The organism is Rossellomorea sp. NPDC071047 (assembly GCF_050270195.1).
Classification (GTDB): Bacteria; Bacillota; Bacilli; order Bacillales; family Bacillaceae_B; genus Rossellomorea.
Map to the genome: position 1 here is coordinate 987,490 of NZ_JBNNJT010000001.1, position 21,470 is coordinate 1,008,959.

The 21,470-nt window shown below is 38.4% G+C and carries 21 protein-coding genes and 1 riboswitch; of the genes, 12 read left to right on the top strand and 9 right to left on the bottom strand.

What is annotated here, in order from left to right; translation table 11 throughout:
• Positions 1-616 precede the first annotated feature (616 nt).
• Positions 617-1,165 (top strand): RIO1 family regulatory kinase/ATPase, encoded by a 549-nt coding sequence (locus ACQKFO_RS05260; protein WP_427597266.1) that lies wholly within the window; start codon positions 617-619, stop codon positions 1,163-1,165.
• A gap of 174 nt (positions 1,166-1,339) precedes the next feature.
• Here ACQKFO_RS05260 and ACQKFO_RS05265 read toward each other — a convergent pair whose 3' ends face one another.
• The 3 genes from ACQKFO_RS05265 to ACQKFO_RS05275 form a co-directional block, all read right to left on the bottom strand.
• The gene (locus ACQKFO_RS05265) at positions 1,340-1,528 is read right to left on the bottom strand and encodes a hypothetical protein (RefSeq protein WP_113967738.1); all 189 of its coding nucleotides are present in this window, start codon (positions 1,526-1,528) and stop codon (positions 1,340-1,342) included.
• A 160-nt stretch (positions 1,529-1,688) separates the two neighbouring features.
• A complete protein-coding gene (locus tag ACQKFO_RS05270) occupies positions 1,689-1,895 on the bottom strand; it encodes a hypothetical protein (RefSeq protein WP_113967737.1) in 207 nt (68 codons plus the stop codon).
• Positions 1,896-2,007: 112 nt separating this feature from the next.
• Positions 2,008-3,105 carry a hypothetical protein gene (locus ACQKFO_RS05275; protein WP_427597267.1) on the bottom strand — a complete coding sequence of 366 codons (1,098 nt, stop codon included), beginning with the start codon at positions 3,103-3,105 and terminating at the stop codon, positions 2,008-2,010.
• 162 nt (positions 3,106-3,267) lie between these two features.
• Here ACQKFO_RS05275 and ACQKFO_RS05280 point away from each other — a divergent pair, with 162 nt between their 5' ends.
• The 7 genes from ACQKFO_RS05280 (at position 3,268) to ACQKFO_RS05310 (ending at position 11,818) form a co-directional block, all read left to right on the top strand.
• A complete protein-coding gene (locus tag ACQKFO_RS05280) occupies positions 3,268-5,235 on the top strand; it encodes a hypothetical protein (protein WP_427597269.1) in 1,968 nt (655 codons plus the stop codon).
• Positions 5,236-5,327: 92 nt separating this feature from the next.
• Complete coding sequence (locus tag ACQKFO_RS05285; RefSeq protein ID WP_427597270.1) at positions 5,328-5,984, top strand: PIG-L deacetylase family protein; 657 nt, start codon at positions 5,328-5,330, stop codon at positions 5,982-5,984.
• Positions 5,981-7,315: a glycosyltransferase family 4 protein gene (locus ACQKFO_RS05290; protein WP_427597271.1), complete on the top strand. Its 1,335-nt coding sequence runs from the start codon at positions 5,981-5,983 to the stop codon at positions 7,313-7,315. The genes ACQKFO_RS05285 and ACQKFO_RS05290 overlap by 4 nt, the downstream gene beginning before the upstream one ends.
• Positions 7,315-8,493 carry a carbamoyl-phosphate synthase gene (locus ACQKFO_RS05295; RefSeq protein ID WP_427597272.1) on the top strand — a complete coding sequence of 393 codons (1,179 nt, stop codon included), beginning with the start codon at positions 7,315-7,317 and terminating at the stop codon, positions 8,491-8,493. The genes ACQKFO_RS05290 and ACQKFO_RS05295 overlap by 1 nt, the downstream gene beginning before the upstream one ends.
• A gap of 2 nt (positions 8,494-8,495) precedes the next feature.
• Entirely contained in the window at positions 8,496-9,557 is a 1,062-nt protein-coding gene (locus tag ACQKFO_RS05300) for a phosphotransferase (RefSeq protein WP_427597273.1), read from the top strand.
• A gap of 29 nt (positions 9,558-9,586) precedes the next feature.
• Positions 9,587-10,885: a glycosyltransferase family 4 protein gene (locus ACQKFO_RS05305; RefSeq protein WP_427597799.1), complete on the top strand. Its 1,299-nt coding sequence runs from the start codon at positions 9,587-9,589 to the stop codon at positions 10,883-10,885.
• A gap of 18 nt (positions 10,886-10,903) precedes the next feature.
• The gene (locus ACQKFO_RS05310) at positions 10,904-11,818 is read left to right on the top strand and encodes an NAD-dependent epimerase/dehydratase family protein (RefSeq protein ID WP_427597274.1); all 915 of its coding nucleotides are present in this window, start codon (positions 10,904-10,906) and stop codon (positions 11,816-11,818) included.
• Positions 11,819-11,914: 96 nt separating this feature from the next.
• Here ACQKFO_RS05310 and ACQKFO_RS05315 read toward each other — a convergent pair whose 3' ends face one another.
• Positions 11,915-13,303: a protoporphyrinogen oxidase gene (locus ACQKFO_RS05315; RefSeq protein ID WP_427597275.1), complete on the bottom strand. Its 1,389-nt coding sequence runs from the start codon at positions 13,301-13,303 to the stop codon at positions 11,915-11,917.
• Positions 13,304-13,537: 234 nt separating this feature from the next.
• A riboswitch (SAM riboswitch) is annotated at positions 13,538-13,645 on the top strand.
• Positions 13,646-13,750: 105 nt separating this feature from the next.
• Here ACQKFO_RS05315 and ACQKFO_RS05320 point away from each other — a divergent pair.
• Together ACQKFO_RS05320 and ACQKFO_RS05325 are read left to right on the top strand one after the other, a co-directional pair.
• A complete protein-coding gene (locus ACQKFO_RS05320; RefSeq protein WP_427597276.1) occupies positions 13,751-13,966 on the top strand; it encodes a Fur-regulated basic protein FbpA in 216 nt (71 codons plus the stop codon).
• A 220-nt stretch (positions 13,967-14,186) separates the two neighbouring features.
• On the top strand, positions 14,187-14,756 hold the full coding sequence (locus ACQKFO_RS05325) for a TVP38/TMEM64 family protein (RefSeq protein WP_427597278.1): 570 nt from the start codon (positions 14,187-14,189) through the stop codon (positions 14,754-14,756).
• Positions 14,757-14,838: 82 nt separating this feature from the next.
• Here the strand turns inward: ACQKFO_RS05325 and spoIIP are convergent, their stop codons facing one another.
• From spoIIP to ACQKFO_RS05340, 3 genes are all read right to left on the bottom strand, one after another.
• Complete coding sequence (gene spoIIP / locus ACQKFO_RS05330; protein WP_427597279.1) at positions 14,839-16,002, bottom strand: stage II sporulation protein P; 1,164 nt, start codon at positions 16,000-16,002, stop codon at positions 14,839-14,841.
• Positions 16,003-16,103: 101 nt separating this feature from the next.
• Positions 16,104-16,577 (bottom strand): DUF2975 domain-containing protein, encoded by a 474-nt coding sequence (locus tag ACQKFO_RS05335; RefSeq protein WP_427597280.1) that lies wholly within the window; start codon positions 16,575-16,577, stop codon positions 16,104-16,106.
• Positions 16,578-16,717: 140 nt separating this feature from the next.
• Positions 16,718-18,193 (bottom strand): flavin monoamine oxidase family protein, encoded by a 1,476-nt coding sequence (locus tag ACQKFO_RS05340; protein WP_427597281.1) that lies wholly within the window; start codon positions 18,191-18,193, stop codon positions 16,718-16,720.
• 205 nt (positions 18,194-18,398) lie between these two features.
• Here ACQKFO_RS05340 and ACQKFO_RS05345 point away from each other — a divergent pair, with 205 nt between their 5' ends.
• Positions 18,399-18,635, top strand: a complete 237-nt coding sequence (locus ACQKFO_RS05345; RefSeq protein ID WP_427597282.1) for a hypothetical protein — start codon at positions 18,399-18,401, stop codon at positions 18,633-18,635.
• A gap of 100 nt (positions 18,636-18,735) precedes the next feature.
• Entirely contained in the window at positions 18,736-19,497 is a 762-nt protein-coding gene (locus ACQKFO_RS05350; RefSeq protein ID WP_427597283.1) for an AAA family ATPase, read from the top strand.
• Between the two features lie 85 nt (positions 19,498-19,582).
• On the opposite strand, the gene ACQKFO_RS05355 is transcribed toward ACQKFO_RS05350, so the two are convergent.
• Positions 19,583-19,897: a DUF3892 domain-containing protein gene (locus tag ACQKFO_RS05355; protein ID WP_427597285.1), complete on the bottom strand. Its 315-nt coding sequence runs from the start codon at positions 19,895-19,897 to the stop codon at positions 19,583-19,585.
• A gap of 129 nt (positions 19,898-20,026) precedes the next feature.
• Positions 20,027-21,442, bottom strand: coding sequence for an N-acetylmuramoyl-L-alanine amidase (locus ACQKFO_RS05360; RefSeq protein WP_427597286.1), 1,416 nt, complete (start codon positions 21,440-21,442; stop codon positions 20,027-20,029).
• Between the last annotated feature and the right edge of the window lie 28 nt (positions 21,443-21,470).

Below are 21,470 nucleotides of genomic sequence, written 5' to 3' on the forward strand. Positions count from 1 at the left end.
ACGATAGTCTATTATTTTGAAAGTATACTTTAATATGGTAGCTACTGCCGAGAAAGCGTCAGGCTATAGGATGAGCCAGTTTTTAATATTTTAATACTATATAGTATTTTTCATTCCTTCAGCATTATTGTTCTTTAGAAGAGAAAGAGAATAGGCATACTATTAACAACTTCCTATTTTCTTTATCTTTATTTATTCTTTGAGTTATGGGAGTTACTGAAAATGCTGCTTGCCTTTGGTCCAGCTCCTTGATCGAATCATGCCATGATTATCAGAAGTAGCATCTTCTCCTATTTCACCAATTTCTCTATAGAACTTTTTGTCATTCGTTCTTGCCGTTTTTCTCCTCCTTTACATCCTGCTTCTTCGTAACTCATTTTGCTGTTGGCACAGTTGTTACTACCCATACGATTAAATCTACGCAGTTTTTATATCAAGCGCTCACTGATTGATTGAACCCCTGGATGTTATGTTACAAATCAACACACTTTGCTAAGAAAGCATTATTTTAATCCAAGTTTTAATAAATTTCAGCATTTGGCTCGGTTACAAAACTGAATCTATTTCCATACAATATAAAAAAGTGAAAGTCTACCATGTAAAGGAGTGATGATCAATGGAGAACTTTTTTAACGGAAAAATTTCGAAGAAAGACCTGGAAGCCTTTGAAATGATTGGTGATGGGAAAGATGGGGAAATCTACAAGGTAGCTGAGGATAAAGTTGTTAAGTACTTCTTTAAAGAAGAAACACATCAACGGGAACTAGAAGCGATGAAAATAGGTCAAACTTCGGCCATTATGCCTCGTCTATATGAATTTGGTGACAATTACATTGTCATGGAGTTTATACAAGGAATATCCCTTGCCCGTCATATGAAACGACACGGCTATATTGATGAAGAAATGACTAGAAAAATATTATTCGTCATAGAAGAATTTAAACGATTAGGCTTTACTCGATGGGATACGGAGGTTCGCCATATGTTAATGGATGAAAATGGGGAATTCAAAGTGATTGATCACAAGCGAGCATTTACATCCGACTCACCTGTTCCAACGAAGTTGTTAAAAGGAATGAAGAAATTTGGTTTAACAGGCGAATTCCTGGAAAATGTAAAGAATTTAAATCCTGAGCTCCATGATGCTTGGAAGAAACATAAGTAGTTCCATACATGATGAAGTTCCTCACTAAAATATCATAGAAACAAGAACGTTCTTTCCTTTAATCAATAAGGAAAGAATGTTTTATTAAAAAGTTTTAGTACAAGCAACTGGAATCAAAAAAAAGGATAGTACTCCCATATAAAGTACTATCCCTGGATTTTTTAATTAAAATGATTATACTTTTTTCACCGTTACCCTATCCAGGTGAGTAAATAAAACGTCACCATTACCATTGGACCATACTAAATAGTGATCTTCAGCTTTTATAAATGTTCCGTCGCAGTCTATTTTTTCTGCCCCTGAAATAACCTCGATTTTGTCACCAAGCTTGAGTACTTTATTAAGTTTATCGGAAAATCCCATAATGCCTCCTCCTTTCTCTTTTAACATTCAACAGTCTATATATTTATATTAAAAAAAACGGAAAATGATAGGGCTATTACCTATCATTTTTATTTTTCCTCCAAAAAAAAAATGACTGGATTGCGTCCAGTCATTTTTTTTCGTTTCTAAATAATGTTAACTAAACTTTACGAACAGTAACATTATTTAAGTTAGACGTGTTCATATGGCCGTTATCATCAGCCCATACAACGAAGTTATCGCTTGCGTAAACGTATGAACCCTCTTCGATTTCTTCGTCACCAGATAGGACCTCGATTTTATCACCTAGAGATAAAATTTTATTAAGAAAATCAGCCATATTACCATCTTTGAACAAATTAGACATTATGTTTCCTCCTTTCGGTGTTTACTCTATTTTTATGCTGAACCGTTAAATGCGTAAAGGCAGATAACTAGATTTCATAAAAATTTTTCGAATTAGTCATTTACTAGATTAATTATTCTTTTTCATTCTCAATGGGTGAGTTGGCTGGAGAATGTTCCGAATTATCTTCTGAAGAGCTTTCCTCCATACTGAACAAAGTCTCCTCCTGGCTTTCGAACTCTTCAACTTGTGAAGAAGCCAGGCTCTCCTCTTGGATATTGATGTCCAGCTCCTCCTCTAAAACCTCTTGTGAGTCACTTTCGTTTTCTGAAGTTTTCTCTTCATTGCCTTGATCTAACTCTTTTTCCTCACGTTGATCTTCATCTGTTTCCAATCGTGAAGTGTACTCCTCTTCTTCCTCATCTGAATCGTTCGAGTAATCTTCAACGAGCAAATTGATTATCCCTTCTTTTTCATCAACTGAACCTGGATCGGAGTCTTCTCCTTCATCAACAGAGGAATCAACAGTTTCTACAGTGTTGCTCTCATTTTCAATTGTTTCATTGTCTTCATGTATGTGTTGAAGATTTAGACTCTCCTGGGACATTCCCTCAGTCTCATGTTCTTCTTTCTCAAGCTTTACGAAGGTCAGAAGTTCTTCATTAACATCGGACTGTTCATTCTTTACAGCCTTTTTCTCTGGACTTTTTTCTTTCCTATCCGATTTGTCTTTTTTCTTCTTATCGATTTTTTTATCAGCTTTATGTTTAGGCTCATTTTTCTTTTTATCATTGTGTTTCTGGTTTTTCTTTTTCTTGGAGCCCATTTTTCTTACACTGATCGGACCGCATAAATCTGTGAAATTGACATTTGCATCATAATCCATCCAAATGAGGATATTGTCGAATGCTGCTACGAATGTCCCACCGCTGTCAATCATTTCATCCTCAAAGAAAACTTCAAGATGATCTCCAAGTTGGAACATTGAATTTAACACGCCTTCAACGGTTTTACACGGAAGGTCGTCAAAATCCTGATTTGAACAATGCTCTTCATGATCGTGTGCACAGTTCTCATCTGTTTCTGGAAGATCTTGATTGCCTGGGTTTTCTTTCACACCGGCGTCTCCTGAGCATAACTCTTCTTGCTCATCGGGGTCTCCCTCACAATGCTCTTCATCGTCATGATGATCGGAATATTTTCTAGTGTAATCATCATACTCTTCTACCATAGGTTTTCCACTCCTTTACAATTTGTCTACAATTCATAATCAATATATGTATGTAAAAAAGGAATGTATAGCCTATTTTTATCGTATTAACCTAAATTCCGCTCACTCTAACCGGGCTTTTGAATAGGTTATTAATAGATACAGAGACGTGGAGTGAAGCACATGCCCAATTGTTATCTTTTTATTAATGAATATATATTGCCAAGGATCTTTTCCTCCTGTTATTACGATGACTTTATGGTCCCTTGTCACAATCAATCCATCTTTGTGAGTTACCAAAAACCCCAAAAAGAATCTGTTACTTTTCCCGTAGTAGAACAGCTGCAAGATGCTCCTTTTCTAAATCAAACTCATGTATCTCAAATCATTCACAGTATGATGAGCAGCTTGAACGAAACCAATACTCACCATCAATTTACTGAGCGACCTTCTTTCGACATCACTCTAACAACAGAAGATCAACCCAGCATAGTACTTTCTCGAGTATCTAAGCCAAAACACCCTAAAAGACGTGGCAGATGTCCTCGCTTACTATCTCGAGAGGTGCGAGCATTCGAAAGATTCAACTATATCGATCACAACAACAGTATCCCCCAATCAAAATATCAAGCAAGCGCAGCACCCCTACAATATGTACAAAGAAATAATCCATCGAACAGCCAATGTGACAATAAAGAAGGTAAAGAAGAATTTATTGAAATTAAGCACGAGCAGGAGAAAGTATTAAGAAAAGAGACTAGGAAAGACATTCATCAAAATGATCAAAAAACCTATATAAAAAGTCAGGAACCAGTTAGAGATAATGTTTCTAATGAGAAAAAACCACATGACATAAAAAAGCACGAAATGAAATCTATGCGTCCCTCACACTTATTAGAATCAGATGTTACGAAACAAACTTACTCTGCCAGCTCGTCCATTGAAGATGGTATTCATGATATGAGTTTGAAAGAAGAAGAAAAAATGAAACCAATTTTACATGATGACCTTCTGGAAGGTGAAAATGATGAGCAGCTCCAAACTAGATTATATGAAGTTGATAAAGATTTTTCTAACCAATCATCATTTACAATGGATACTGACATTTTAAAACCCGGGAATTCGTACGAGGAAACACCCCCATACACATCAAGATTGGGTAACAAAACAAATAAAAACGTAAACGAAGATAGTAATATAAAATCTTCTACAGAAAACAACAAACCAGTCTCGATTCCTCCAGCGAAAGATGTCAAGTATAGACTAAATCGCACTTGCGTCAGGGCTATGAAAATCGTTAGTGAACATAAGATGTATGCTGCTGAATTTAATTTCGAGATCCTTAGCTCAAGCCCTCCTCGCAAAGAAATGAAATACAAACTAAATCGCACTGAATTTAGAACAAAAAAAACCGTTGATGAATATAAGAAAAGTGCTGATGAAACCTTAAACTCGAGCTTACCAGCTGAAGAAAGAAATAATAAAGTCAAACGCGAAGATCACTCATCTTTAGAATCGGTAAGTGATGAATCAAATTTCCCTACACCTACTAAAGAATCTCACTTTGATATCTTACACTTTGCTTCATCTGTCAAAGAAGTTAAAAAGGACGTCAAGCCAACTGACTTTTCACCTATGAAAGTGAATAAAAACGAAACAAAATCTACTCCATCTATTAAAACAGTTCAATCTGATACCTTAAGTTCTAAGTCACCCGGGACTGAAGTGAAATACAAACTAAATCGCACTAACAAACAAGTCAAATACAAAAATCACAAACAAAAAAATATCGTAAAAGACGAAGTTAAAAGTACTAAAGAGCAGGATTTCGATATCTTACACAAAAGCACCCCAATTGATGAATCAAAATTACAACCATTCCACCAGAAAGCTAAGAAAAAGGTTAGAAAGCCAGTCTCAACTTCCTCTCATACCAAGGATAAAGACGACTTCCATACCACGATTTTGAATAAATATTTCACACTTGGTGACAAAATCAATGTATATGCGGGAAGTAAACTACTTGATCAGCAAGGAACATTTTTAACAGCCGGACCTGATTTCTTCATATGGATTGATGGTGAAGGATTTGTACGATTACAAATTATCAGCGGTGGAATTAGTATCGGTCAAACAAAAAAGAAAAAATAAGAAACAGACATTAGCCCTGTGCTGGTGTCTGTTTCGACAATATAGAAGGATACATATAGTAATGTAATAGAGATAAGAATGGGGTGAAGGGAATGAAAGAAACTGTATTGGTCTTAGCAGCACATCCAGATGATGAACTACTTGGGACAGCTGGTACGCTAAAAAGGTTAGTGGATCAAGGAAATAGAGTCGTCTCGATCATTACAGCAAACGGAAGAAAAGAAGAGGCCCATCACATACAGCAGCTTGCCCGGAAAGCAAACAAAGAAATTGGGATTAAAGAAGTTATATTTCTGGAGCATCCGAACCTGGAATTAGAAATGATGCCTCTTCACTTATTTACAAAGGAAATTGAAAAATTAATCGATATCTATCAACCTACTAAGATTTTTACCCATCATTACGGTGATGTGAATCGTGATCACCAAATTACGTTTCAAGCCGTATTAACAGCAGTTCGTCCTCTACCAAATAGACAACCGATTGAATTGATTACTTTTGAAACGGTATCCTCAAGTGAATGGAATACCCAGACAAATGATAAGCAATTTAAACCGAATTATTATGTGAACATTTCATCGGTGATTGTTCAAAAAATTGCTTCCTTAAAGCATTATGAAGTGGAAATGCGAGAGTATCCACATCCGCGTTCCTATGAGGGAGTCAAACATTTAGCAAGTGTCCGAGGTATGACGGTTGGGGTACCGTATGCTGAAGCATTTGAAGTTATAAGGAGGGTCTGGAATTGAAAGAACTATATTTTCCTTATCCTTACCTTGTTTCTGCTCTCGATAATTATTATGGAGTAAAGTCAAAACCCATAACGGCAAAAATAAAGGATAAGGATAAAGATTCTAAACGAAAAAAAGAACGGAAAAAGAAAATAAAGACGAAAAAGAAAAAAAGCAAACCTGGCAGTAAGAAACTATCCATTTTGATAGCGACTTTTTGGGACTATCCTCATACGGGCGGCCTTTCTAATTACATTACTACTCTACGAGAAGGCTTGCGATCTTTAGGTCACAAAGTGGATGTCATTGCTCCGAATCAGTTTTCACAAGTGAATGTAGAAAAGCTGCGTGAAGTGATCGTCCCTGAATTAAAGACTTTTTTTGAGCAACGATACGGATCATACACAAGCAAAATCATACAAAGTTGTCGTTTGCTCTACATCTATGAACAGATGCTGAAATCTGTAAAACTGGAAAAATACGATATTCTTCATGCTCAGGATTTATTCACAGCCAATATATTAGGGAGATTCAATGAAGATTTAGGTAAACCTCTTCTTTTTACCCCACATGGCATGTTCACCTTTAGCAGGGTCAAATTTAATCGAATTGAAAAAGGGTCCGTAGAAGAAGTGTATTACAAAGAGATTGAGAAAAAAGCGATTGAATATGCGACCCATATGGTCATTTTAAGTGACTCTTTCCGTGATCCATTAAGTTCACTGGGAGCAAAACCTGCAAATCTTACAACCATTAATACAGGGATTGATTTTAAAACCATTGATCGAGGTAAAACAAGTGGGAAAATTGTGATTTCATGCATTGCAAGACTTGGACCTAGAAAGGGACATTCGGATTTATTTAATGCCCTTTCCCGAGTGAATGGATTAAGTCATCAGGTTGAGGTTCAAATTGTAGGGGATGGGGAAATGCGTGAAGCGCTTGAAGCTCAAGTCAAATCGTTGAGGCTCTCAAACGTTCGATTCTTAGGTAAACGCGATGATGTCCCGGCCATATTAAGCAAAACAGATATATTTGTTCTTCCAACCGTCAATGACAACCTTCCTATTTCCATTATTGAAGCCATGCACAGCGGTGCAGCGATCCTGACAACTAATTGCGGTGGGATTACGGAAATCGTCCACCATAATCAAACCGGAATCATTGTAGAGCCAGGCAATGTCAGTCAGTTAGCAGCTCAACTCAAACTCTTGATAGGGAGTGAAGCATTGCGAAAGAAACTGGGAAGCAATGCGTATCAATATGCCAAAAATCATCTCACTCGGGAAGCCAAGGTTGGCAAGATTGAAGGTATTTACCAAAATCTACTAGGTTCGGGGGATGAATAATGTTGTCATCACATCCAGCTGTTGTCCTTGATTTAAGCGCTAATGGAGTCGGCATCATTCATGCCCTTTCCCGAAAAGGAATTGATGTATTTGCATTTGATACAGAAGGTCCCTATTCAAAGGGGAAATCAAGACTAGCAACATGTGGGGTATGTCCAAGCCCCTTAAACCAAGAAGCAGAACTGCTTTCTTTTTTAAAAGGAATCGCGGTAAATCTTGATATGAAACCTGTGCTCTACGCAGGTGCAGATGATTATGTTGTCTTCATCTCAAAATACAGGAACGAATTATCCCAATACTTCTTGTTTTTATATCCTGATCACTCATTAATTATGGATTTATTAGATAAAAAGAAAACCTATGATTTAGCATTGGAATATAATGTCCCAACAGCCAAAACCTTTTTTGTTGAAAATGAAGAGCAGCTTGAGGAGGCGATTGCTCAATTAGAATTCCCATGTATTTTAAAGCCTGTGTTCGGACATGAATTCAGAAAACATGTAAATAAGAAAGCCATTCATATTCAAGACCCAATCCAATTAAAGAAAATCTATCCTATTTACCGCAAGTTCGGTGAACTTATTATTCAGGAAATCATTCCTGGAGACAACCAATGCTTTTATAAAGTTGCCACATTTTTCGATGATGAAATGGAATTACTTGCCCTTTTCACACTCCAGAAAAACCACCAATTCCCTGCACAATTCGGAACGGGAGCACATATTGTTAGCAAACGAATACCTGACCTGGTCGAAGTTGGTGTTCCACTATTGAAAGAGTTGGGACTAAAAGGAGTAAGTATGATCGAATATAAAAAAGATCCACGGGATGGGCAATATAAGCTCATTGAAATCAATCCCAGGTTCTGGCTGACCCATAGTTTAACCGGTCATTCCGGAGTTGATTTTGCCCTCCAATATTACCTGTATCTCACAGGTCAACGCCCAACTCCGAAACTTAAGCAAATAGACGGTGTTCAATGGATTTACCTGGTACGGTACTTCCTTACCTTTCTTGAAAAAAGAAAAAGTGGGGAAATGAGCTTAAAAGACTTCTTTTATGGTCTCAGAGGAAAAAAGGTATTCGCTCTTCTTGCCTATGATGACCCAATGCCCTTTATCCGGAGTACCATGTCTCACCTGCGGAATGCGTGGAAAAGAAAACGAAGGAGTGATTGACTATGTACACACCACAAGAACTGAATTCTATGTTTCATAAACACTCAATGGAAGAAAAACTCTCCACAACCCTTGGGAATAAAGTGACTATCATTGCTTCATCAATACAAAACCTTAAATCAACTAAGAGAAGCAGCATTTATCAACTTCAGCTACAAAAACACACCGACACCTTCCCTATCATTTTTAAAATCTACCATTCTACCAAATACAAAAATGAAGTCGAGATTAATATCTACAGTCATGCTTACCCTTTTTTAAAAGAGTTTCTTCCTGAAATCTACCTAATCGAGAAACATGGAAGTGATACGTGGGTGTTCATGGAGTTTGTCCGTCAAATTCGTGGACAGCTGACCTTTACACCCAAACATTTTGATTTTATTATCCCAACACTTGCAAAACTTCACGCCCACACGTACGAAGAAAATTTCAAGAAAGAAAAAAACACATTTCAAAATTGGTTTCCCATTTACAACTCGCCAAAAATGAAAAGCGACAGGGAAAAATTCATTTCAAATACCATGACTTTTCTAGACAATGCCAAGAAGGATAAAAATTTGAAGGACATCATCAAACCACATTATAAATCACTAAAAAACTTATACAGTCATGGTCCTGACTTCTTTCCGGAACTATTGGCAAGCGGCTCCTCCATTACTCATGGAGATCTTCATATGCAGAATATCTGTTCTAAAGATGTCAGCAAAAATGAACCCTGGGCGATTCAATTCATCGATTGGGAATCAGCCAAGTATTCCCCAACATGGTTTGACATGATTGTCCTGGTAGAAATTTTACTAGGTTTTCGGAAGGATTGGCAAAGCAATGCGGAAGAAATTCGTACCCATGCAGTCACCGTGTATACGAATGAAATGAAGAAATATGGAATCGAGTTTAAAACCAAACCGATTCACCTGTACAAAATGGCGTACCTTCAAAGAACCCTCGAAAAAGGATTACACACTCAGCTGAGACGGATCTTTGATAACCGCGGAGGTGAGCTTCTTCCCTACCATTTAGAAAAAATATCAACCTGGGGAAGTGAACTGGGAATCTATAAATAGATACGAAAGGATGAGAAAACTTGAGTCGAATGCCCCCTTTCAACATTCATCCCTCTCTTCTTGCCATCATGGATCAGTATTATGATGTGGAAAGAGACTTTAAGGAGTCTCTCACTCTCCAACCATTCGGTCAGAAGACAAAAGGCGGTTATTCAAAGCCAATGAAAATCTTATACGTTACATTTTTTCAATACCCTCATACAGGGGGATTATCTCATTACATCACTTCAATAAAAAACGGTTTTGAAAAGGTCGGTCATATTGTAGATGTACTTGCGCCCAATCAAATGTCTTCAGAACAGCTGGAAGTATGGATTCCCCAAGCTGCCTCTGAAGCCCATAACTTTATGCTTAACCGCTACGGAAACGCAAATGATAAAATCGTCAAAAATCTTAGCTACCTTCATGTATTTGAACACTTTCTCAAAGAAAAAAATCTCCATCAATATGACATCATTCACGCTCAAGACCTATTTGCCATTTTCATTCTGGGACATTTAAATCAAACGTACAAAAAACCTTTACTCTTTACTCCACACGGCTTCTTTACGAAAAGCCGCTTGAAATTCAACAAAATGGAGAAAGGTTCCATTGAAGAAGCCTACTTTACTGAGCTTGAAAAAATAGGTATTGGAGCAAGTACTGAAATCGTGATGATTGCAGATTCCTTTAGATCTAACTTAATGGACTTCGGTGCAAAAGATGAAAGAATGGTCACTGTTCATACGGGTATAGATTTCAAACCACTTCCTCATAAACATCATGAAAACATCATCCTGACATGTGTCTCCCGATTATCTCCACGCAAAGGTCATGGATTTCTCCTAGAAGCATTGTCCAAGGTTCGGGAACACCTGACCAATGTAGAAGTATGGATTGTCGGAGATGGTGTCATGAAGGAAAAACTGTTGAAAAAAGCAAAAGAACTTAATCTGAATAACGTGGTTTTTTTTGGAAAACGACACGATATACCCGATATTCTTTCGATGTCGGACATTTATGTGTTAGCAACTGAGAATGATAACTTTCCCCTATCCGTCATGGAAGCGATGTTTTCCCGGCAAGCGGTCATCTCCACCACATGTGGGGGAATCCCGGAAATGGTCCAACATGAGGAAACAGGCATCCTTTGTGAACCAGGTAACGTCGAACAGCTTGCACAAGCGATAAAGCGTTTCATTACAGACAGGGAAGAACGTGATAGGTTTGCAAAAGCTGCTGAATCCTATGCTCATCAACACTTAACAAGCAAAGAAATGACGAGAAAAATTGAACAGATCTATCAATTATATTTATGTAGAAAGGAGACTCATCATGAGGGAGAATAAACTGATCCAGGATCAAAAATGAAGATTTTAGTTACAGGCGGTGCCGGATTTATCGGCTCCCAACTCATAGATTTACTGCTCGTGGAAGGTCACACACCCATTATTCTCGACAACTTCTCTAATGGCAAGGAGGGAAATGTGCCAAGCGGAGTCAAAATATATAGGAAAAATCTTTTATCTGATAAAGTTGAACGAATTTTCGAAAAAGAAAAACCCGACATCGTCATGCACCTTGCTGCCCAAGTAAGCGTAGCCAAATCGTTGGAAAATCCAGCAGAAGATGCCGCAGTCAATGTATTAGGAACCGTAAAGTTGTTGGAGTACAGCATCAAATACGATGTGAAAAAATTCATCTTCTCCTCTTCGAGCGCAGTATATGGCTATACAAATGAGGTGATTCATGAAGATAGTTCCACTAGTCCTATTTCCTTTTACGGTACCTCAAAATTAGTATCTGAAACTTATATCAAATTATTTAATAGGCTCTACGACCTGCCGTACACCATCTTGCGATACGCCAATGTATATGGACCAAGGCAAAGGTCTGATGGTGAGGGCGGAGTCATAAGCATTTTTATTGAGCAACTATTAAACAATGAGACACCAATCATTTTTGGGGACGGAAATCAGACACGGGACTTTGTATATGTAGAAGACGTAGCCCGGGCGAATCTTCTTGCCATCACCAATGCTGACAACCAAGTCATCAATATCAGCACCAACACCCAAACATCCGTCAATTTACTCTACATCCTGCTCTCGAACCAAATCCACTCTTCCAAACAGCCAAACTACGAAGCGAAACGGGAAGGAGATATTTTACACAGTCACCTATCAAACGCGAAAGCGCTTGAAAACCTTAAATGGGAACCTGAATATGATCTGATCTCAGGACTCGAGAAAACGGCAGCATATTTCAAAAAGAAAGAGTAGTCATGCTATCATAAATCGCATAAATTAGAAGAAAAAGCCTGTATGCCAGGCTTTTTTTTCTTAGGTCGCGATCTTCTGTCAATATTTTCATGTATTCTACTCTAGACGATTTACAATCCATTCGGCTGTTTTCTTTCCGTTCTGAATGCACGCACCTATACCCACTCCATAATACGAAGAACCGGCCAGCTTCACGCCTGGTAGCTCGTTTGCCAGGTTGTTATCTAATGAATGGACAGACTGACTGTGCTCAAGATGATAATTTGGCATCAGATCTTTCCAATTCGTTACTTCAACAGAAACCGGGTCACAGTCTATACCTATGCTTTTTCTGATATCCTCCAGTGCCGTACTTACAAGTTCTTCCTTGCTATATTCTTTCAACTCGATGTAATGAGGGTTTGTACTTTTATAAAAAAGTCTCAATAATAGTCTTTGGTTATTGGATGTATGCTTCCACTTCCGACTCGTCCATGTGCATGCATCGCATTTCACATCTCTGCCGTTTGATACGATAAAGCCTGTCCCATCAGCAGGAAGGTCCGCATCTGGAATGTTAAATCCGAGGTAGATCGAAATCAGTGATGAGTTTTTCAGTTTATTAAAATCTGGTTCCAGTTGTTCATGAGTCAGTATCTTTTGGGTTACATCATGAGGTGTTGCGAAAACTACATAATCCGCTTGAATGCTGCCATGACCATTAAGAGTGAGTTTGTATTTATCACCCGTTTTTTGAAAAGCTTTTGTTTCTACACCTTTTAAAATTGTGGCACCTGAGCATTTTTCTTCTAACCGTTCGATGATGGTTGATAAACCATTTTTAAACGAGATGAACTTTTTTTTGGATGCCCCTTGGAATTTTTGTTTATTTGCTGATAAACCTTTAATAATACTGCCGTAATCATTTTTATAATCAAGTAAGTACGGAAGTGTTGATGCCATAGTGAGTTTATGCAAATTACCGGAATAAACCCCTGATAATACTGGAGCTATCTGTTTTACGACAAGTTCCTTACCCAGGAATGCTTCTAAAAATTCACCGATGGAACTCTCTTTTGTAAAATGTATATTTTCCGATTCAAGGTCTTTAAGAGCGTCAATCTTTCCTTCTTCTGACACCAGGGTGCTACTTTTAAGTGACTCGACTGACATGGGAATTCCGAATATCGTATCTTGGGGAATCTCGTGTAATTCGCCATTTGTATATATGTAGGATGTGCCTGTTTCATTATAGACCAGATCCTCTTGAAGTTGAAGTTCTTCAACTAGAGAAAGAACCCCTTCATTTCGGGCTACGATGGAATCTGCTCCTGCTTCCATAATGAATTCGCCTTCTCTTATGGTTCTAATTTTGCCGCCAAGCTGCCGATCTCGCTCGATTAAGATTAACTCAATATCTATTTCTCGTTCTTTGGACATTTTTTGAAGATGGTACAGAGCTGTTAATCCTGTAATTCCTCCACCTATAACAACCACTGTCTTCATACGATTCACTCCAATAATTGCGTTTATGTATACAGATTATCATGTTTTTGGTTGATTAGAAAAAGATTCTGTGTCTGAATTGGGAAAAAGTCGGAATGAAGGTTAGTTAAACCTTTATATTTTATTTTTAATGCCCCTATTCTATCCTATTAACTATATCCACCTTTCAATCCCTAGTTGACAACTATGAATACTTATATATATAATATAAGTATTCCATGACAACTATATAGCTACTTATCCAGAGAGGTAGAGGGACTGGCCCGATGATGCCTCAGCAACAGATTCTAGATCGTAGAACACTGTGCTAATTCCACAAGCATTGAGCTTGGAAGATGAGTTGAAGTTTGATACATAAAGCCTTCTTCTTATCTACTAGGAAGAGGGCTCTTTTCAATGAATGAGCCACTTCCAATGTTCGAATACTAATAAGAGGAGTGATCAAACATGGGGGAAATTCTCCAGGAAGCTATTCATAATCGCAAAAATGAGTTAATAAACAAATTAATTGTCCACAACATTTTCAAAAAAGGGGACAAACAATTATTCGAGCTGACGTTGCAAGAACTTGAGGATGAATACGAATATCTTCAAAAGGAATGCCATCCGCATAGCGATGTTGGGTCCATCCATTGGAAAAATTGTGCGAAATTAAGCAGTTAAAAAGCAGCAATCCAAGGTTGTGGATTGCTGCTTCCTTTTTTCTATAGTTAAATTAAATGTTTGCATTCAACTGCACATCCTCCTCGTTGTGATTCTAGTTTTTTAACAAAGTTGATTCATATATAGACGATTATCTAATCCATTTTCAAAAAAATTCTTTCAAAAACAATCCAGATGTCTTATTCTGATAATCTATTATCTCTTACAAAGGAATTAATATATGACTTCCATCCTGCAGCATTTCATGAACGAATTCATCGGCTTAGATAGTTGGTCTCTCATTTTCATCAGTATATTCATTAATATACTCATCAGTATTCTTGGTTTCCTGCCAAGTGTCTTCTTAACGGCCTTTAATATTTCTGCATTTGGGTTTTGGCCAGGAATCTGTATTTCCATACTTGGTGAATCCCTAGGGGCCATTGTTAGTTTTTATTTGTACCGAAAAGGAATGAAGTTCGCAGGTATTGATCAAATTCTGTCAAATAAATACTTTCTTAAATTAAAAGAAGCGTCTGGTACGGAATGGATCTTTCTTCTATTCTTGTTCCGCATGGTTCCATTTGTTCCTTCAAGTGTGGTAACCGTTGCCGCTGCCTTTAGCTCTATTTCTATCGTTGCTTTTTCTATGATCAGTTCTGTCGGAAAGATTCCTTCGTTGTTGATTGAGGCATTCGTGGTGATGAATGTGTTGGATGCGGATAAGGGCACGGTCATTTTATTGGCAGGTTCGATGGTGATTGGGATGCTATATTTGGGATATCGTTGGTGGAAGAACAATAAATCATAATTGTGTCAGTTACGGACACCACTCCCCTCAGGAAAAGAAAAAAGACGTCCACCACATGGCGTACGTCTTTTCTCCCTTTCACTTATTGTGCATTTACCTCGACAGCATCCTTCTTGTAATATTCTGCAAAGATTTCCGCGAACGCTTCTGTAGAGTTATACAATTCCACTAAATTATTTTCCACTCCGCCAAACTCAAGTAACATGGCTCTCTCGGTTAGGTCCTGATTGTAAACTCCGTTACCTTCTGCTCTTGTTTTGATGAAAACTCCCCGGCTGATGCCAGGATATTTTTCCTCCAGTTTAGCATTCAATTCCTTTGCGATCTTAAGGTTCTTTTCAAAGTTTTTGTTTTCTTTCCCTACGATAAAAAATAAGCGGGCATAGTTTTTACCATTAATGGTTTTGGTCGTGATGCTCCGCGGCTGAGAGTCACGATGGATATCGATCAGGTACGTTAAATCATCGTTTTGGGCAATGGCTTCTTGTACTAGTCCCCTTGATAACTGATAGGATTCAAAATATGTCCATGACTTGTCTTTGAGTGCTTTGTTTACATCTGTCTTATCCTGAACTGCCCCAATCCCCCTTGCTTCAAGCTCTTGCTTTAATTTGGATCCTACAGCGATGACGTTGACCTTCTCGTTGGTACTCGCTGGATCTTTCGAATCGTTATTTTTGATTAGCGGGCTGAACGCTTCCCAGCTATGTGAATGATAGATGTAGACGGATTTTTCATCAATCTCTTGTACTCCGTCTCCTGAGTTGTTGTTTGCCTGATCAATTTGACTCTGATCGATTTCCTGATCTTTCAACTGATCTTCTGTTGGAGCCGGTGATTCATTTGGGAGGTTCGTAATGTCCGTCCCCTTCCCCGCAACGGCTATGTGAGTATGATAATTTTCGATTCCTGGGATTTCCCTTCCAAATAAACTTCGCGGATCAAGGAGTGAAACATTCGTGACACTTTCCAACCAATCAAAATCACTGTTTAAAGCTGCCTCATTTGTAACCCGCAATCCTGTCATTTCCTGTGACAACAACATAAGAAACGTTTCCTTCGGTACTAGTTCCGACATTGATGAATACAGTAAACTATCCACCTTCAATTTAATGGCAGTTGACGAAATCAACCAGACGGTCAAGTACATGAGTACAATACCGATCAATACTACCCGAATGATGGCCTTCATAGAGACGAATACTAGTGGGACTAAACTATTGTTGTTACGAGACTTATACGACATCATCAGTACCCCTATATAAAGTATTTAATAGTTAACTTTATGCAGGGGGTTGATAGAGTAGAAGGTCTTTTCCGGGATTCGGTCGGATTTCCTATTTCACCTCATACTGTGAAATCATTTTCAGCTTTTAGTTTAAGTGCGTTTCGCAGTAATTCTTGAAGGACTGCCGCGAAAATAGATATGGTGACAGACGCAAAGCTAATAATGATCCCAACCATAGCAATACCCGGATGAAGAGCATTTTGGATTAGTAGAAACACTATACCTGACACATAAATGGCAGTAATTAGTAAGGCATACAGTTTTATTCGGTGAAGAGACTCTATTGCTTTCGCTGAAAAAGCGTTCTCTTCAATACATTTTAAAAGCTTAAATGCTTGGTACAACGCTAAATTAAATGGAACCGCTGTTAAGTATAATCCTACTAAAATCGGCCATTTCAAATAAGCGAATTCGGGAAATAGATCAGCTGAATGCTTCGCCATGGTTGGCAGCCAGACAACACAAAGGATGAATACAATCGCTCCTATTGCCATTACTGCCCCTTTTAAAAAAATCGTCGTTCCTCGTTTCATAACACACCTCTGATACCATGTTTTTCTAAATTATATAATGAGATTTATTGTTTTCCAATAAAATATTATTGATTTTTATATTCTCTGTTAAAAACTTCTTTACAAACAAACGCATGAGTAAACTCATGCGTTTTACACCCTTATCTGATATTCACTTCATTTGCTGCCCTCACCCCCGACTCAATCGCCCCTTCCATCCAACCGTGAAATGAGGACGTGTGCTCTCCGGCAAAATGAATTCTGCCTTCGGGTATCTTAATATAATCCCCGATATCACTTGCCTGACCAGGGGTATAAAGGGTAAAACATCCTGCAGAGAATGGGTTTTTACTCCAGTTGTAGACTACATAATTCAGCATTTCTGTATACACCTGTTCGCCATATATTTTAGAGAGGTCTTCTAAAACTTCTTTGATGATTTCTTGTTTTGATTTACTGTTCCATAAGAGTGCATTCTGTCCCCAGCTGTAACTTGCTAACATGACCCCTGGTTTGTTGCTACCCTTGTCATGACTCGGCATATACGTAAAGCGTGTGGGGAGATCTGACACAATGTTTCCGTAATTCAAATCTTCCCAGAAGCGACGACGAAATTCGATTCCTATTTTGACGGATGGAACATTCGTTACTTCACGAATCGCCTGCCACTTTTTGAAGGATATTGAATCATAAGGTATGACATCGATATACTGGAAGACAGTAAATGGGATGGTGACAATGACATAATCGGCATTGTATTCCCGCACCAATCCGTCTGCGGAGTTTACTGATCGAACGCTTACTCCGCCATCGGACTGAATAATGTGGGTCACTTTTTGATTCAGTAGAATGTGTGACCCAATCTCTTGGACAAATCCATAAGCTAAATGATCGTTTCCTCCTTTTATTTGATAAAATTTTGTTTGTTTCCTGAATATAGGAAAAATAATGTCTTTTAATATGTCGACAAAGGAGAATTCCGGGAAGCCTTCTATCCCGAGAATAACATTGATTTTCCGGATTGCATTAAAGGATAAAGATTTACCGTATGGGTTATTTGCTAAAAATTGTCCCATCGAATAGCCCGAGTATTTTTTTATTAAATTTTGTTGTTCCTCTTGGTCACTGTTATTATACAATTCGATAAAGGGTCTGGTTGCTTCAAGGAATAATTCCGAAGCCGTTTTTCCCTGCTCACCTTCTGGTAAAGGATACTGTAGAATGCCTGGATTATTTTCATATATCTCCCTTGTTGTAAGGATATTGTTTACAAATAGTAAATCTCTTGGGGAATTATTGATGAATTCTTGATAAGGCAGATTGAATTTTCGGATATACTCAAACACCAACTTATGATTATCGGGAATTCTCATGGCTCCCATGTCCATATAATTACCGGATGTGAATGGCTTCCGCACTGTATATACCCTGCCGCCGATTCGTTTATTCCCTTCTAATATCGTTATGTCATGCCCGGCTTTTTTCAATAGAGATGCAGCGACTAAACCACTCATTCCTGCTCCAATGATTATCACTTTTTTAGACTTTGTCGGATTTAATCCATTCCGGATAATGGCCAGCATATCGTCTGGATAGTTCAATTCGGAGGGGTCATCTCTTGAAAGTTGAATTACCACCTCATCACCCGCCTCCCTTTTTCTTACATCATATGACGTCAAGAAAGGGGGTATACGTATGACCTCTGAGACAAAGAGCTCATTTCCAGTCATTTTCAGAACAAACGTTTCTATATATACGTTTATGTGTTATACTTAAGTTTCATTGGGTCTACGAGACTGTATTTAGTCAATCCCTCTAGCAAGTAGAAGGGAGACATGTTATATGTCACTAGAAAATATCGTAACCATGCTCAATACTCTTAAGGAATTCAAGGATAGTGAGATCGTTCATACGATATCAAGTTATGATCACTCACCTGTTATGACTGTTACCTACCAGTTGGACAGGGATTGCTTTCAAATCACATATATGGATTCAATGATAGTTGAAGAGTTTACAGACATCAGCCTTTTGGCTACAACTATAGAAAGTGTTGTTCTTCTCGAACCTTCAAGATAAGATTATAATATAAAATGCCATTACGAAAATCGTGATGGCATTTTTTTGTACCCGGATTCTGTTTTATTATGCTAACCTATAGATAAAAAGGAGGGACATTATGTCTTTATCTTCTCAATCTTATATTCGAAAAGTGTCACTCCATAGGGAAAACGTTCCTTCTTTTCATTCTTATCCCTTTCATATTCCGAGTATACGAAGCCTGACAGACCTCTCCTTTCACCCAAAAGTTACATTTATCGTGGGGGAAAACGGAATGGGGAAATCAACTCTCCTTGAGGCCATTGCAATGGCCATTGGTTTTAATCCTGAAGGAGGTACGCTGAACTTTTCATTCTCCACATATGATTCGTATTCGAATCTGGATAAGTACTTAAGGATTGTGAGAGGAGTCGATCGACCTAAGGACGGTTTTTTCTTGAGGGCAGAAAGCTTTTACAATGTTGCGACGAATATAGAAGAAATGGATCAGCAGCCCTCTTTTGGGCCACGGGTGATTGATTCATATGGAGGGAAATCTCTTCATGAGCAATCACATGGAGAAGCCTTTTTCTCAACCTTTATGAATCGTTTTCGAGGTAAAGGGATTTACATACTGGATGAGCCGGAAGCCGCACTCTCCCCCTTAAGGCAGTTATCCATGCTCTCAAGGATACATGAACTTGTGAATGACAACTCCCAGTTCATTATTGCCACTCATTCTCCCATTCTGATGGCATACCCTTCTTCTTCCCTGATTGAATTAACAGAAGAAGGTTTAGAAGAGTCTTCATTGGAAGAAACGAGCCATTACAAGATTATGAAGCAATTTTTTGATGACCGGGAACGAATGATCCATCATCTACTGAAAGAAGATAACTGAATGTGGAAAGATGAATTAACCAAAACATGAGATGACTAAAACCGAGCCTAATACCAATACCGGATTTAGGCTCGGTTCTTTCTTTTTAAAAGGAAGGAAGTTCACTAAGGTTATTTTCTTTTAAACCGTCGGGTTCACTGCGAAGAACATCTCTGCCATACCGATGAATCACATCGACATGAGCCAGTTTTCCTGACTTTGCTTCTTCTAGTGCAGTGATATAATCCAACTCCCTCCCACTTTCGGTTTTAAAAGCGATGAGATCGTCATCCCCATTTCGGCGAACGGCTACAATCTGTTCCGCCCCAGTTGCAAGCTCCTGAGCCATCTCTACTTTAGCTTGAAATTCTCCCTGCTTCTTGTATTCTTCATAAATCTCTTCAAAGCTTTTCTTTTCCATCTGGTTCACCTCCCGAACATACGTTTAGTATTGACTCCGGAGCAATGTATTATGATAAAAAAAGGCAAGTATACATTGGTTTCTCTTCCAACCAAAAAGAGTGCCATCCATTGAGGCACTCCACTATCATCATTTCAATTTCCCAAGAGTATCATTTAACACAATTTTTTGTTCATCCATTGTTTTTATCGCATTTTGGATGTTTTTATTAAAAACAGAGAGTATACTTTGTCCATAGGTAGTCCCTGGCACTGCCCACTTTCCATTCAAGTCTGTCCAATTTTTGGCACTCCCTCGTGTGACTAATGAAAAACGGGGATCCACGAGTGCTTGTCCTTGTGGAATTGGATTGGTTGATGCGTACGCGTACAGATGCTGAATATGAGCAAGAACCCCTTCTTCAGGAGTCTTAAATGATGCTCCGTCATTACCAGGGCCGGTAGTTCCAATCCCTGCATAGTTGTTTTGATTTGGTTTGACTTGTCCTGTGAACCTGAAATAGTTGGTTTCATGTATAGCTTGAGCGTAAGCTACGTCTCCTCTAATACCATAAAGATTCCCGTAAAAGAGATAGAATCTGCCTAAAAGTGGAGCATCCCGGTTAATCGTTCTCGCAAAGTCATCCAGTTGTTCAGCTTTTAATACAGATGTACCCAGGATCGAATACTGTATTCCCGGTGGCTGAGGAGGTTGTGTCGGTTTTGGCGGTTCAGTCGGAGACGGTACAGGTGGCTTAGGGTTATCATCGTCAGCTCTTACTAAAATAAATGCTTCAATACCCATTTTTTTCAGGCTGGCCACTTGTTTATCTGCGTTCGCTCTTTCCGCATAAGCTCCGGTTTGGACCCTGTAATACGTTTTATCCAAAACCACCACAGTATCAATGAATGAATTCACACCTTTTCTTTTCAATTCATTTACCCGGTCTTCAGCATTTTCACGCTTTGTAAATGAACCAGCAATCACTTTGAAAAGTTCTTTCCCATTCACTATTTTCGCAGGTAAACCTAAAGCCTTTGCAACACCCCTTGCGATTGCCACTCCTACAGCGTTTCTAAATGTAGCGTTGTTCATTAACACAATATCTTTTGGATTATCAATAAATAAAATCTCAAGTAGAAGTGAAGGCATGTTCGTTTCACGTAATACATGAAAATTCGCTCTCTTTTTACCTCTATCAAGCACTTTATAAGTTGATTTAATAGCTGAAGTCACTTCATCGTGAATGATTTTCTGATAGGTAATCGTCTGGTTAGGAACACTGCCATTATACATATAGCTCTCAAACCCGGTTCCACCTCCAGCATTATGATGGATGGACAAGTAGAAATCAGGACTTGTACGGTTGGCGAGGTTTGATCTTTCAGTTAAAGAAAGCGTTTCATTTCCAGTTCTCGTCATCAAAATTTTCACATTGTAATTTTTCAATAAAAAGTCCCTTACAATAAGGGCCGTTGAGAGATTGAATGTTTTTTCTTCATTCCCATTGTAAACAGCTCCTGGATCAGTACCTCCATGACCAGGATCAATCATTATAGTTTTCAATAATATTTCCTCCTTAGAGTTTGACATA

What these genes read in the sequence shown, in the direction of transcription:
- ACQKFO_RS05260 (WP_427597266.1), top strand. Translation starts at nt 617, where the DNA reads ATGGAGAACTTTTTTAACGGAAAAATTTCGAAGAAAGACCTGGAAGCC.
- ACQKFO_RS05265 (WP_113967738.1), bottom strand. Translation starts at nt 1,528, where the DNA reads ATGGGATTTTCCGATAAACTTAATAAAGTACTCAAGCTTGGTGACAAA.
- ACQKFO_RS05270 (WP_113967737.1), bottom strand. Translation starts at nt 1,895, where the DNA reads ATGTCTAATTTGTTCAAAGATGGTAATATGGCTGATTTTCTTAATAAA.
- ACQKFO_RS05275 (WP_427597267.1), bottom strand. Translation starts at nt 3,105, where the DNA reads ATGGTAGAAGAGTATGATGATTACACTAGAAAATATTCCGATCATCAT.
- ACQKFO_RS05280 (WP_427597269.1), top strand. Translation starts at nt 3,268, where the DNA reads ATGCCCAATTGTTATCTTTTTATTAATGAATATATATTGCCAAGGATC.
- ACQKFO_RS05285 (WP_427597270.1), top strand. Translation starts at nt 5,328, where the DNA reads ATGAAAGAAACTGTATTGGTCTTAGCAGCACATCCAGATGATGAACTA.
- ACQKFO_RS05295 (WP_427597272.1), top strand. Translation starts at nt 7,315, where the DNA reads ATGTTGTCATCACATCCAGCTGTTGTCCTTGATTTAAGCGCTAATGGA.
- ACQKFO_RS05300 (WP_427597273.1), top strand. Translation starts at nt 8,496, where the DNA reads ATGTACACACCACAAGAACTGAATTCTATGTTTCATAAACACTCAATG.
- ACQKFO_RS05305 (WP_427597799.1), top strand. Translation starts at nt 9,587, where the DNA reads ATGCCCCCTTTCAACATTCATCCCTCTCTTCTTGCCATCATGGATCAG.
- ACQKFO_RS05310 (WP_427597274.1), top strand. Translation starts at nt 10,904, where the DNA reads ATGAAGATTTTAGTTACAGGCGGTGCCGGATTTATCGGCTCCCAACTC.
- ACQKFO_RS05315 (WP_427597275.1), bottom strand. Translation starts at nt 13,303, where the DNA reads ATGAAGACAGTGGTTGTTATAGGTGGAGGAATTACAGGATTAACAGCT.
- ACQKFO_RS05320 (WP_427597276.1), top strand. Translation starts at nt 13,751, where the DNA reads ATGGGGGAAATTCTCCAGGAAGCTATTCATAATCGCAAAAATGAGTTA.
- ACQKFO_RS05325 (WP_427597278.1), top strand. Translation starts at nt 14,187, where the DNA reads ATGACTTCCATCCTGCAGCATTTCATGAACGAATTCATCGGCTTAGAT.
- spoIIP (WP_427597279.1), bottom strand. Translation starts at nt 16,002, where the DNA reads ATGTCGTATAAGTCTCGTAACAACAATAGTTTAGTCCCACTAGTATTC.
- ACQKFO_RS05335 (WP_427597280.1), bottom strand. Translation starts at nt 16,577, where the DNA reads ATGAAACGAGGAACGACGATTTTTTTAAAAGGGGCAGTAATGGCAATA.
- ACQKFO_RS05345 (WP_427597282.1), top strand. Translation starts at nt 18,399, where the DNA reads ATGTCACTAGAAAATATCGTAACCATGCTCAATACTCTTAAGGAATTC.
- ACQKFO_RS05350 (WP_427597283.1), top strand. Translation starts at nt 18,736, where the DNA reads ATGTCTTTATCTTCTCAATCTTATATTCGAAAAGTGTCACTCCATAGG.
- ACQKFO_RS05355 (WP_427597285.1), bottom strand. Translation starts at nt 19,897, where the DNA reads ATGGAAAAGAAAAGCTTTGAAGAGATTTATGAAGAATACAAGAAGCAG.